General features: G+C 67.0%; 9 protein-coding genes. 2 read left to right on the forward strand and 7 right to left on the reverse strand.

Going from position 1 to position 12834, the window contains the following annotated elements; all coding sequences use genetic code 11:
* Window positions 1–64 precede the first annotated feature (64 nt).
* Together CFB47_RS16870 and CFB47_RS16875 are read right to left on the reverse strand one after the other, a co-directional pair.
* Window positions 65–3637 carry an indolepyruvate ferredoxin oxidoreductase family protein gene (locus CFB47_RS16870; RefSeq protein WP_089461718.1) on the reverse strand — a complete coding sequence of 1191 codons (3573 nt, stop codon included), beginning with the start codon at window positions 3635–3637 and terminating at the stop codon, window positions 65–67.
* A 2269-nt stretch (window positions 3638–5906) separates the two neighbouring features.
* Complete coding sequence (locus CFB47_RS16875) at window positions 5907–6464, reverse strand: sugar O-acetyltransferase (RefSeq protein WP_089461719.1); 558 nt, start codon at window positions 6462–6464, stop codon at window positions 5907–5909.
* 358 nt (window positions 6465–6822) lie between these two features.
* On the opposite strand from CFB47_RS16875, the gene CFB47_RS16880 reads away from it, so the two are divergent.
* Entirely contained in the window at window positions 6823–7437 is a 615-nt protein-coding gene (locus tag CFB47_RS16880) for a glutathione S-transferase family protein (protein ID WP_089461720.1), read from the forward strand.
* Window positions 7438–7488: 51 nt separating this feature from the next.
* Here the strand turns inward: CFB47_RS16880 and CFB47_RS16885 are convergent, their stop codons facing one another.
* Both CFB47_RS16885 and CFB47_RS16890 read right to left on the reverse strand, forming a co-directional pair.
* Window positions 7489–8451, reverse strand: coding sequence for an ion channel (locus tag CFB47_RS16885; RefSeq protein WP_089461721.1), 963 nt, complete (start codon window positions 8449–8451; stop codon window positions 7489–7491).
* Between the two features lie 187 nt (window positions 8452–8638).
* A complete protein-coding gene (locus CFB47_RS16890; RefSeq protein WP_069249019.1) occupies window positions 8639–9658 on the reverse strand; it encodes a sulfate ABC transporter substrate-binding protein in 1020 nt (339 codons plus the stop codon).
* Between the two features lie 453 nt (window positions 9659–10111).
* On the opposite strand from CFB47_RS16890, the gene dapA reads away from it, so the two are divergent.
* Complete coding sequence (dapA, locus tag CFB47_RS16900) at window positions 10112–11005, forward strand: 4-hydroxy-tetrahydrodipicolinate synthase (RefSeq protein WP_089461722.1); 894 nt, start codon at window positions 10112–10114, stop codon at window positions 11003–11005.
* Window positions 11006–11061: 56 nt separating this feature from the next.
* Here the strand turns inward: dapA and CFB47_RS16905 are convergent, their stop codons facing one another.
* From CFB47_RS16905 to CFB47_RS16915, 3 genes are all read right to left on the reverse strand, one after another.
* On the reverse strand, window positions 11062–11442 hold the full coding sequence (locus CFB47_RS16905) for a type II toxin-antitoxin system VapC family toxin (RefSeq protein WP_089457031.1): 381 nt from the start codon (window positions 11440–11442) through the stop codon (window positions 11062–11064).
* Window positions 11442–11651 (reverse strand): hypothetical protein, encoded by a 210-nt coding sequence (locus CFB47_RS16910; protein ID WP_089426463.1) that lies wholly within the window; start codon window positions 11649–11651, stop codon window positions 11442–11444. The genes CFB47_RS16905 and CFB47_RS16910 overlap by 1 nt, the downstream gene beginning before the upstream one ends.
* A gap of 115 nt (window positions 11652–11766) precedes the next feature.
* Entirely contained in the window at window positions 11767–12819 is a 1053-nt protein-coding gene (locus CFB47_RS16915; RefSeq protein WP_089461839.1) for a LysR substrate-binding domain-containing protein, read from the reverse strand.
* Between the last annotated feature and the right edge of the window lie 15 nt (window positions 12820–12834).

The following is a 12834-nucleotide window of genomic DNA, read 5'->3' on the forward strand; positions in this document are numbered from 1 at the left end:
CCGCGGCCCAAGAAAAAACGGCGACGCACATGCGTCGCCGTATTCACATCCGCCCGCGTTCGCGCTACTTCGCGACGACGACCGGAATCCCCTTCAGCATCCCCGCGCCCTTCATCTCGTCGAGCGCGTGCTGCACGGCCGCGCTCGTCGCCGCTTCGATGCCGAGCTGCAATGCGAGCTCGCGCTCCGCGCGCTTCACGCCGGCAAGATTGCGCACCTTCACGTGACCGAAGCCGCGCACGCGGGCGTGCAGGTCGGCCAGCTGCGTGACCTGCGCCGTATTGCCGGCCGTCATCGCGGCGAGCGCACGCGTGAGCGTCGTCTCGTAGTCGTCGGCGAGCGCACGCTCCATCTTGCGCTCGACCGTGCGGCCGAACGGATCGAGCCACGTGCCGCGCAGGCTGCGCACGCGCGCCAGCATGCCGAACACCGGCCACATCCACTGGCCGAACACGCGCTTCTTCGGTGCGCTGCCGTCGCGGCCGGCCTTCGCGACCGTCGGCGGCGCCAGGTTGAACTTCACGCGATAGGCCTGCCCCGGCACGCCTTCGAACTGCGCTTCGAGCGCCGTGCGGAACGCGTCGTCCGTGTACAGCCGCGCGACCTCGTATTCGTCCTTCACCGCGAGCAGCCGGTAGAACGTCGTCGCGACCGCGCGCGTCAGCGCGTCGTCGCCCTTCGCACGCGCCGCACTCACGAGCGCACGGTAGCGCTCGACATAGCGTGCGCCGCCGTAAGCATCGAGACGCGCTTCGCGATCGGCGATCAGCTCGGCGAGCGTCTCCGGCGCGGCGTGCGCGGCCACCGTGTGACGCGCGTTCCACAACGCATCGAGGCCCGCCGCGTCGCCGGCCGCCATCCGGCCGATCGAGAATGCGAGCTTGTTCATCGGCACCGCGACGTTGTTCAGCTCGATCGCGCGCATCAGCGCCGCGAGCGACACCGGCACGAGGCCGAGCTGCCATGCATAGCCGAGCATCAGGATGTTCGCGCCGATCGAGTCGCCGAGGAACTTCGCGGCGAGCGCCTGCGCGTCGCAGCTCGACAGGTAGCCGTCGCCGGCCGCGTGGCGCATTTTCTCGAGCAGCGCGTCCGCATGCAGGTTCGCGTCGGGGTTCTGCACGAACGACGCGTTCGGGATCCGGTGCGTATTGACGACGATCCGCGTACGCTCGTGACGCACCGTCTGCAACGCCTCGGCGCTCGCGCCGACGACCATGTCGCACGCGAGCAGCACGTCCGCCTGCTGCGTGTCGATGCGCACCTGGTTCAGCCACCGGTCGCTCGATGCGATCCGCACGAACGACAGCACCGAGCCGCCCTTCTGCGCGAAGCCCATGAAGTCGAGCACCGACGCGCTCTTGCCTTCGAGGTGCGCGGCCATGCTGATCAGCGCGCCGACCGTCACGACACCCGTGCCGCCGACGCCCGTCACGAGCATGTCGAACGGTGCCGCGTCGAGATGGGTCGCCGGCACCGGCAGCGCATCGACGCGCGCGGCGAGCGCGGCTTCGTCGAATGCGGCACCGGCGGCCTTCTTCAGCGCCGCGCCTTCGACCGTCACGAAACTCGGGCAGAAGCCGTTCACGCACGAGTAGTCCTTGTTGCACGACGACTGGTCGATGCGACGCTTGCGGCCGAGCGGTGTTTCGAGCGGCTCGACCGACAGGCAGTTCGACTGCACGCCGCAATCGCCGCAGCCTTCACACACCGCGTCGTTGATGAACAGGCGCTTGTCCGGGTCGGGGAATTCGCCCTTCTTGCGGCGGCGGCGCTTCTCGGCCGCGCAGGTCTGGTCGTAGATCAGCACGGTGACGCCCGGCGTCTCGCGCAGCTCGCGCTGCACGGTGTCGAGTTCGCTGCGGTGATGGAACGTCGTGCCCGTCGGGAACTGGCCGTGATGACCGTCGTACTTCTCCGGCTCGTCGGACACGACCACGAAGCGCGACACGCCTTCCGCCTCGACCTGCCGCGCGATCTGCGGCACCGAGATGCTGCCGTCGACCGGCTGGCCGCCCGTCATCGCGACCGCGTCGTTATAGAGGATCTTGTACGTGATGTTCGCTTTCGCGGCCACGGCCTGGCGGATCGCGAGGATGCCCGAGTGGAAGTAGGTGCCGTCGCCGAGGTTCTGGAACACGTGCTTCGTGTTGGTGAACATCGCGTGCGCGGCCCAGTCGACGCCCTCGCCGCCCATCTGGATCAGCCCCGTCGTGTCGCGCTCCATCCACGACGCCATGAAGTGGCAGCCGATACCGGCCTGCGCGATCGAGCCTTCCGGCACCTTCGTCGACGTGTTGTGCGGGCAGCCCGAGCAGAAATACGGCGTGCGCTTCACCGCGTCCGCCTCGTTCGACAGGATCTGCGGCGCGACGAGATCGACCACGCGTTCGCGACGGTCGAGCGCCGGCTTGTGGCGCGCGAGCCAGTCGGCGAACACCGGCAGGATGCGCGACGGGCGCAGCTCGCCGAGCTCGGACAGCAGGCAGGCGCCGGCGGCATCGTGCTTGCCGAGCACCCGCGGGCGCGCGCCTTCCGTGCGGTTGTACAGGTAGTCCTTGATCTGCTGCTCGATGACGGGGCCCTTCTCCTCGATCACGAGCACTTCGGCCAGGCCGTCGACGAAGGTTTCGACGCGCGTCATCTCGAGCGGATACGACAGGCCGACCTTGTAGATCCGCACGCCGGCCGCGTCGAGATCGGCCACCGTCAGGTCGAGGCGGCGCAGCGCTTCCATCAGGTCGAGGTGCGCCTTGCCGCAGGTCACGATGCCGACGTTCGCCTGCGCGCTCGGCGCGATCCACTTGTCGATGCTGTTGGTGCGCGCGAAATGGCGCACCGCGTCGAGCTTCGCGGCGAGGCGCGCCTCGATCGTGAGGCTCGGCAGGTCGGGCCAGCGGTTGTGCAGGCCGCCCGCCGGCGGTGCGAAGCCGTCTGGCGCCGGCCACTGCGTCTGCAGCGCGTCGAGGTCGACGGTCGAGCCCGACTCGACCGTTTCCGAGATCGCCTTGAAACCGACCCACGCGCCCGAGTAGCGCGACAGCGCCCAGCCGTACAGGCCGAATTCGAGCATGTCGGCGATGTTCGCCGGGTTCACGACCGGCATGTGCCACGCGATCATCGCGAAGTCGCTCTGGTGCGGCATCGACGACGACACGCAGCCGTGGTCGTCGCCCGCGACGACGAGCACGCCGCCATGCGGCGACGAGCCGTACGCGTTGCCGTGCTTCAGCGCGTCGCCGGCGCGATCGACGCCCGGGCCCTTGCCGTACCACATCGCATAGACGCCCTCGACCGTGCGCTCGGGATCGGCCTCGACCCGCTGCGTGCCGAGCACGGCCGTGCCGCCGAGTTCCTCGTTGATCGCGGGCAGGAAGCGCACGCCGCCGGCGTCGAGCAGCTTCTTCGCCTTCCACAGCTGCTGGTCGACCATGCCGAGCGGCGAGCCGCGATAGCCGCTGACGAAGCCGGCCGTGTTGAGCCCCTGTTCGGCGTCGACCGTGCGCTGCATCAGCAGCAGGCGAACCAGCGCCTGCGTGCCGGTCAGGAAGATCCGGCCGCGCGTCGCGGTCAGGTTGTCGGTCAGGCGGTAGTCGGACAGGGCAGGCGTGCCGTCGACGGGCAAGCGGGCAGTCATGGGGGATGTCTCCGGATTGTGCTGTTCTGGGCTGCTCGGCAGGGCGTCGGGCGACGCGGGACTGGCGGCAGCGAATGGCTCTATTTTTTCGTGCGCAGCCGAGAATGTTTTTTCTCATCTTGCTCGAGTGGACCCTTCGTGAGAAAAACTGCGCAGCTTTTTGCCGGGATTTGAGAGAGTTTTCGCGCACGGCGGTCGGCGGGATGGGCGACGCGTCGGGGCGGGCGGGTTGTTTGCCGGGAAACGCGTGGCTGCCCGACGGCGGCTCCGGGTAGGGGGCGGGTGGCGCTCGCGCCCCGTCTGACAAGGGTTTCGGCACCTCTCGGCGGTGACCCTCACCATTGAAATGCACAGGGTTGCGATTGGTTGGCGACGCTGGATGTCCACAACGCCGCGTCCCTCGGCCGGCCGGGCTCGCGCGCTCACCGTTCGATTGCACAGCGTTTCGAGTGGCTTGGTGGCCGGGATGTCCACATCGTTGGCGGCATGAATTCGGCGCTTGCCTCGAGGCTCACCATTGAAATTCACAGCGCGGCGAGTGGGTTTCGGCTGCGGATATCCACATCGGCGAAGGTATGTTGCGTCGATCGGCGGCTCGCCTTCAACGTTCGAATGCTCAGGGTCGTGAGTGAGTTTGTGGACTGGAATAGCGTGCAGAAACACGCATGCCGGGCAATTGCAGACTCGCGCTCATGATGGGAGTACGTTGGGTCGCGAGCGGGTTTATCAGCTGAACAGGCATGCCGGAACCCGCATGCCGCACAATCGCGGTCGGGCACTCATCGTGGAAATACACTGGATCGCGAGCCGGCTTATTGGCCGGACAGGCGTGCCGAATCCCCCATGCTGCACAATCGCGAGCGCGCACTCAACGTGGAAGTACGTTGGGTCGCGAGCGGGTTTATCAGCCGGAAAGGCACGCTGAAACACGCATACTGCGCAATCACGGGCCTGTGCTCACCGTGGAAACGCCCTGGGTCGCGAGCCGGACGATCCGCCGGACGGGCGCCGAGGTACACGCATGCCGCACAATCGCGGACTCACACTCACCGTGGAAATACACCGGATCGCGCGGGGGTTTGTCGGCCGGAAAGGCACGCTGGAACCCGCATGCTGCGCAATCGCGGATTCACGCACTCCGCAGAAGTACACACTGCGGCACGAGCAGGTTTATCGGCCGGACATGTACGCCACAACGCGCATGCGGCACAATCGCGGGCTCGCGCTCACCGTTGAAATACACAGGGCTTCGAGTGTCTGCAACAGCGGTTATCCCCGCCCGATCCGGCATTACCGACCATCCCCGCGGGCACCCTCACCGTTGAAAACCACAGCGCGTCGAGTGGTCCGCGACGCAGGATATCCACATGCATGCGCATCGACCAATGCGATGGCGGATGCGCGCCGCGGAAGGTGCGACCGGCCGGCAATCCTTGCTGGCAAAGGCTCATCGGCCGATCGAGTACTGCCACTCACCGTTGAAATGCACAGTGTCGCGAGTCGTTTCGGTGATCGGATATCCACACGGGGGCTCGCGTTGGCCCCGCTCGCGCGCTCGCGTCCGAACCGGACATGCACGCCACGTCGGACGGAGCCGCTGGCCAAAACGATCGCGTCTTGCCGCGCCGACCAACGATCGCGTATTCGCGCTTGCCGCTGCATTGCGCAGTGCTTCGAGTCGTTTGCGAACGCGGCAAGGCGCAGCGAAATCTGCACGTTGCAGACCACGCACCCGCACTCGCCGTTAAAATGCACGGCCTTCCGGGTGACAGCCGGAACCGGATCTCCACGTCGCCGCACACGCGCGGTTCCGCCAAGCATGCGCGCGTTCGGCTAGAATGCGCGACGCCTCGAACCACGCAAAGACCGGAAAACCGCGCCAGGAAAGGCGCATCGCCCGATCGGACGCCGCCCTCACCGTCGAATTCCACAGCATTTCGCGTCGTTTCGCGGGCGAGTTGTCCACAACCCGCTTCAAGCATTCCGTATCATCCGGTGACCCTCACCTGTGAAATGCACAGGGTGCCGAGTCGTTTCGGCGTGAGGATATCCACAACCGATCGCGCGGCGCGGCTTTCGTCCGACCGTCGACCGGAACGGCCCGCGCATCCGCCGACGGTTATCGGGCATTTACCGGAAAGCTCCATCCAGACTGCCTCGGCGGCGCGCTCACCGTTCAAATGCACAGTGTTTCGAGTCGCCTCGGGAGTGGGTTATCCACATCCGCCCATCCCGGCTGCCTCGAACGGGCACGCGCCCTCAAGCCGCATTACTCGGCAATCGACCGGATGACCGCTGCCGGATTACCGCCGACCAGCACATTCGGCGGAACATTCCGTGTGGCGACGGCCCCGGCAGCCACCACCGAGTTCTCCCCCACCGTCACACCGCCGATGATCGTCGCGCCGGCGCCGATCCAGACGTTCCGTTCGATCACGATCGGCTTCGCGACGACGAAGTCCCGCCGCCGCGAAGGTTCGACGGGATGGCCGGACGTGATGAGGCTGACGTTCGGCCCGATCATCACGTCATCGCCGATCTCGAGCCCGCCGAGATCGTAGAACGTGCAGTTCTGGTTGATGAACACATTGCGCCCGAGCTTCATGCCGGTGCCGCCTGTCGCATGGAACGGCGGGATCAACACGAAGCCGTCGTCCACCTGCGTGCCGATCAGTTCTCCGAATAATGTGCGAACTTCGGCAACATCGTCGAACGTCAGGCGATTGATCCGCGCGGCGATCGACATCGCCCGCTTGACCTCGGCCACCATCGCCGCCGATTCCGGCGTTCTTCTCGCAATGATCGTGGTGCGATCGTCGTTTGCCATGCGTGAGTTGTCTCCCATGATTTCCCTGTTTCTCGATGCATCGGCGGTTGCGGAGCAATGCCCGTGTTGGCGTGTGCACAGATGCTGCGGGCTCCGTGATGCCGTGTGCAGGATGCCGGCCTGCACCGGGCTTTTCCGTAACATTTATAACTAGTTTAAATATAACTAGTTATTGAAATATCTCCTTGTGCCATAAGGCTTTGCCCGGTCTTTTGCCTGATTCACGCTCGACACACAACGCATCTGGCCATCACACGCAGCTAGCGCCCCTAGTCGGGCGCCCCTGTCCGAACCGCCGCTGCTCGGGTACGCTGGAGCATCCACCGGACCGACAGCTGCACCCCAACGCGGAGGCACGATGAAGCTCTACTACTGGCCGAAGACCCGGGCATTCCGGGCATTGTGGATGCTTGAAGAACTCGGCGTGGTGTACGAACTCGTGCCGATCGACCTGCGTTCGCACGAACAGGGCAGCGACGCGTTCGTGCAGGTCAACCCGATGGCCAAGCTGCCCGCGCTCGACGACGGCAGCATGCCGTTCGCCGAATCGGGCGCCGTGCTGCTCTATCTTGCCGACCGCTGCCCGGGCGCCGGGCTCGGCGTCGCGCCCGACGATCCGCTGCGCGGCCGTTTCCTCCAATGGATGTTCTTCACGCCGACCTGCCTCGAACCGGCGATGGCCGAAAAATTCACCGGCGCGTCGGGCAATCCGGTCGCGTTCGGCTGGGGCAACATCACGCGCGTGCAGCGCGCACTCGCGCAAGCGCTCGCCCATGCTCCGTGGCTCGTCGGCGACCGCTTCACCGCGGCCGACCTGCTGCTCGCCAGCACGCTGAAGATCGCGTTCGACGCGCATCTGCTGCCGCACGAAGGCGTGCTCGGCGACTACGTCGCGCGCGCCGAGAACCGCGACGCATTCCGCCGCGCGGTCGCGATCGAACAGCGCGAAGCGGCGCGCCTGCTGCATGCGTGATGTGTCGATGTGCAGCACGTGGACGGCGCTACCCGCCGCCCGCGAGCATGCCTACGTGGCAGGGCCCGACGTCGCGGCACCGGCATTGACCACCGCGCCCGGCGAGCCGCGCTCGTCGGTATCGGCGTCGACCGGCACCACCTCATGAAAATGCGTGTAGTCGATGTGCGTGATGCCGTCTTCGTCGTGCATCAGGTCGACATAGCGGTGACGCCAGCGGATCTCGTCATGCTCCCAGGAATGACGCGCCTGCATCACCTGTGCGGTCGTCTCGTCCGAGCCTTCGATCGTGATCAGCAACGACGCGTCGCGCGCGGCGAGCGACTCGGGTGTCTCGCCGAATAGCGCACTCGATTCGTCGATCACGTGCATCAGGTTCCAGCCGAGCAGGAAGATCGGATGCTCGCTGCGCACGAGCGCCAGGTCGTGGATCTTGCGCAGCGTATAGCCCTCGTGCGTGCCTTCGACGCGCATCAGCCGCAGTTTCGCCTGCGCCTCGGCAATCACGTTCTGGCGCGCATTCGCGGCGCGCACCATCAGCGTCATCCTGCCGTTCAACGGCCGGACGATCGCGTAGCGTGCGAACAGGATCTTCGCCTGCGGCCGCGAAAACCGCGCGAACACGAGCCCGGTGGCCATCGCAATGCCCGACATCCCGACGAAGATCTCGAACGTCGCGACCAGGTGCGCATAGACGGTCTGCGGATGCATGTCGCCGTAGCCGACGGTCGCAAGGGTCTCGACGCTGAAGAAGAACGCGCCACCGAAGCCGGCCGGCGACTGGTTCGCGATCGGCGCATGGCCAAGCAGGTAGAGCGTCGCAAAGGCGCCGTTGAGCAGCAGGAACAGCACGGCGAGCGACAGGAAGAATACGGGCCAGCTCACCGTCAGCGCGCGGTGATAGAGGTCGCGCCAGCCGAGCGGCGGCATCCCGTACGCGATCACCGGGCGAGTGCCCGACCAGAGCTTGCGGCCACGGCCGCGGGAGGCTGGGGAGGACGAATCGACGTTCATCGCGCGGTGCCGAAAGCTGGGAGGCGATGAGCGTAGCACGCGCGACGGCGGTCGGGTATGCGTGCCGGTTCGGAATGGAAATCCGTCGCGCTACCGGCCGCGCGGCGCAAAAAAAGCCGGCCGCGGAAGCGGCCGGCTGCGTCGTCGGCGTGTGGGCGAGCGCGCGGCGCTCACCTGCGGTCGACGCTCACTTGCGGTCGACGATCACCTGGTCGAACGTGCCGCCGTCCGCGAAGTGCGTCTTCTGCGCGTTCGCCCAGCTGCCGAAGACCTGCTCGACGCTGAACGTCTTCAACGACTTGAATTCGGCCGCATGCTTCTTCAGCACGTTCGCGTCGCGCGGTCGCAGATGGTGTTGCGCGATGATTTCCTGCGCTTCCGGCGTGTACAGGTAGTCGAGATACGCCTGCGCGACCTTGCGCGTGCCCTTCTTGTCGACGACCTTGTCGACGACGGCGACGGGCGGCTCCGCGAGAATGCTCGCCGACGGATACACCGCGTCGAACTGCGCGCCCGATGCGCCGGTGTCCATCAGCGCGACTTCGTTCTCGAACGTGACCAACACGTCGCCGATGCCGCGCTGCGTGAACGTGGTCGTCGCGCCGCGGCCGCCGGAGTCGAGCACCGGCACGTTGCGGAAGATCGCCTTCTCGAAGTCGATCGCCTGCTGGTCGGTCGCGCCCTTCTGCTTCTGGAAGCCCCACGCGGCAAGATACGCATAGCGGCCGTTGCCCGACGTCTTCGGGTTCGCGATGATCACCTGGACACCCGGCTTCGCGAGATCGCTCCAGTCCTTGATCGCCTTCGGGTTGCCCTTGCGCACCAGGAACACCATCGTGGTCGAGTACGGCGAGCTGTTGTCAGGGAAACGCGCGCGCCAATCCTTCGGCAGCAGCTGGCCGCGCTCGGCGAGCAGGTCGATGTCGTTCGGCTGGTTCATCGTCACGACGTCGGCCTGCAGCCCTTGCAGCACCGACAACGCCTGCGCGCTCGACGCGCCGTGCGACTGCTTGATCGCGACCGTCTCGCCGGTCTTCTGCTTGTAGGCAGCGGCGAAACCCGCGTTGATGTCCTTGTACAGTTCGCGCGTCACGTCGTACGACACGTTCAGGATCGACGTATCCGCGTGCGCGGCCGTTGCCGCCACGACCAGCGCCGCCGCCGCGCCCGTGTGCAGCCAGCGGCCGATCCCCTTCATGCTTGCCATCGTGATATGCCCCGTTTCCAGTGGTGGTGAATGTGCGTGACGGCACGCGTACGCGCTGTCATCGAAACGTAAGCGGGCATTCTAGCGGCCGGGCGCGGCGCCCTTTCCAATCAGTCGTGGAAAGCAAATCTCGAATCCTGCTAAACGATGGCGTGCCCTCGCGCGCGGATCGGATCCGATGTTAAGATCGCCGCTCAGCCCATTTTCCCGGTTCCTCCATGTCCGCTGCCCTGCGCTCGCTTCCGATCCTTGCCGCCGTCGCGGCAGGTGCGCGCGCAGCCGGGCTGAAACTGAAAAAACGACTCCTCGACTGACGGGGACGTCGCGTCCCGTCAGGCGAATGCCGGACGGGATGCCCGCAGGTCGTTTCTTTCTCCTTGCTCGCACGCCTCGCTCCGGCTCTTCGCCGGCGGAACGGTTCCTTCCCACTCCGTTTCCATCCTGAGGCTTTGCATGAACACACGTTTCGAAGGTATCTGGCTGCCGATCATCACGCCGTTCCACCACGGCGAAGTCGACCATGCCGCGCTCGCGCGACTCGCGCGCCACTATGCAGCCGCGGGCCTCGCGGGCTTCGTCGCGGGCGCGACGACCGGTGAAGGCGTGCTGCTCGACGCACGCGAACAGGACGCCGTATTCGCGACGCTGCGCGACGCGGCGCCGGGGCTGCCGATCGTCGTCGGGCTGACCGCGAGCGCGACGCATTTCGCGGCGGCCCGTGCGCGCGAACTCGCGGCGCTGCAACCCGACGGGCTGCTCGTCACGCCGCCCGTCTACGTGCGGCCGACGCAGGACGGCATCCGACGCCACGTCGAAGCGATCGTCGACGCGGCCGACCTGCCGGTGCTCGTCTACAACATCCCGTACCGCACCGGCGTGAACGTCGAACTGGACACGCTGCAGGCGCTCGCGCGCGACCCGCGCGTCGCCGGCATCAAGGAATGCGGCGGCACGCTCGACCGGATGAGCCGGCTCGTGCACGACACGCCGCTCGCGATCCTGTCCGGCGACGACAACCAGAACTTCGCGGCGATGTGCACCGGTGCGCACGGCGCGATCGCGAGCAGCGCGCACGTGCTGCCCGAATGGCATGTGCGCATCCATACGCTGCTGCGCGACGGCCGGCTCGCCGATGCGCGGCGCCTGGCGGTCGCGCTGCAGCCGCTCGTCGCGGCGCTGTTCGCGGAGCCGAACCCGGCGCCGGTGAAGGCCGTGCTGGCCGCGCAAGGCTGGTGCGAGGACGGGTTGCGGCTGCCGTTCGTGCCGGCGAGTGAAGGGTTGAAGGAGCGGCTGGCGGCCATTTGTGCGGAACTGGACGAAATCGAGCCGGACGTCGCGGCAGCATGAACCGCGACGCCACATGACGTGCAGGCGACCGATGGATTTCGCCCCGACAGATTGCTTCAAACTGTCAGAACGAGAGACAGGTCGTACCGCGCGAGACAGGCATCGGCCGTCACGAGCTGAAGCGGCTCGTGACGGGCCTGCGCGACCAGCAAGCGATCGAATGGATCACGATGGTGGTGCGGCAGATCCCGGACCGCGGCACCATGCACGGCCCGAACGGGTAGCTCGCGAATCCCGCTCGCGCCGATCGCACGAATCAGCTTGTCGACGTCGATGTCGAGCTTCCCCAGGCCGGCCTTGATGGCGGCCTCCCAGATACTCGCGCTGCTGACGAAACGTACGTCGGCGGCCGAGATCAGTCGGCGCGCCCTTGCGCTCAGCCTGGGGTCATTGGTCACGATCCACAAAAAGATGTGCGTATCGAGCAACAGCCGCATCAGCGCCCTTCGAAGGCATCCAGCAGGTAATCAGGCAGCGGGGCATCGAAATCGTCCGCGATCCACGCCTGCCCTTGCAGGACACCGAACCGAACAGGCGGATCGCCGGGCACGAGTCGATCAGTTGACGTTCCGTCACCGCGGATCGTGGCATCTGCCCTTTGGGCCGGATCGACCGCATTGGTACCGGGCGTATTCGCGTTTTGCATGATGACCTCCGTTTCAAGTGATCATCACTGTAGTCAGGTTCACCTGATCGATCCATTCGACCGATCGGCAGAGGGACAGCCGAATCGCAACCCGCAGCGGCAATCGAGCATTTCGTCACGCCGCCAGCGCCACCCCCGTCCCCTCCGTCGCATCCCGCACCGCCTGCTTCACGATCCGCGCGAGCCGATCGACGGTCGGCGTCGCCGACGACGTGCGCCGCAGCAAGATCAGCGGCAAACTCGGCAGGGCCGGCAGCCCGCACGAAGCCGCATCGAGCACGCGCACCGACGCGGGCAGCCCGTACTGCGAGCGCACCGTCAGCCCGAGGCCGGCCGCCGCCGCGGCCCATAGCCCGGCGAGACTCGGTGTCGTGAACGCAACGCGCCACGGCACGCCCGCGCGATCGAGCGCGCCGGTCGCCGCGCCGAAGAACCGGCACGGCCGGTCGAACACGACGAGCGGCAGCGGCTCGCCGGGCTCCCGCACCGCACGGTCGCCCGTTTCGACCGCGCCGCCGTCCTCCTGCGCACCACCGCCCGGCATGCCGAAGCCTCCCGCGACCGAACCCGCCGCCCCGACCCACTGCATCGGCACCTGCGCGATCGCTTCGCTATCGATCCCCGCGCGCGCCACCAGCGCCGCCGACGCCGGGTCTCCCCACACCAGCGCGAGATCGAGCTGGTTCGCGTCGAGCCGGTCGAGCAAGTCGGCATTGCGCGCCACGCGCGCCTCGATCCGCACCTTCGGATGCGCACGCGCGAACCGCCCGAGCACGTCGGGCAGAATCGCCTCGCCGAAATCCTCCTGCAGCCCGACCCGCACCCAGCCGTCGAGATTCATGCCGCGCACGGCCGCGGCCGCCTCGTCGTTCAGCTCGATCATCCGCCGCGCGTAGCGCAGCATCGCGTCGCCGGCATCGGTCAGCGCCAGCCCGCGCCCGGCCTTCACGAACAGCGGCGTGCCGGCCTGCTCCTCGAGCTTGCGGATCTGCGCACTCACCGCCGACGACGAGCGCGCGACGCGGTCGGCCGCCTTCGCAAAACTGCCGAGATCCACCCCGGCGACGAGGCTGCGCAGCGCCGCCACGTCGAAGTTGGGCCGGGCCAGCGTGGCATCGGCCAGCGCGAGCGACTCGCCGTCGTCGTGTGGAATGTCATGTCCGGACATCTCAACCATCCTGTT

Source organism: Burkholderia sp. AU27893, assembly GCF_002223205.1.
Classification (GTDB): Bacteria; Pseudomonadota; Gammaproteobacteria; order Burkholderiales; family Burkholderiaceae; genus Burkholderia.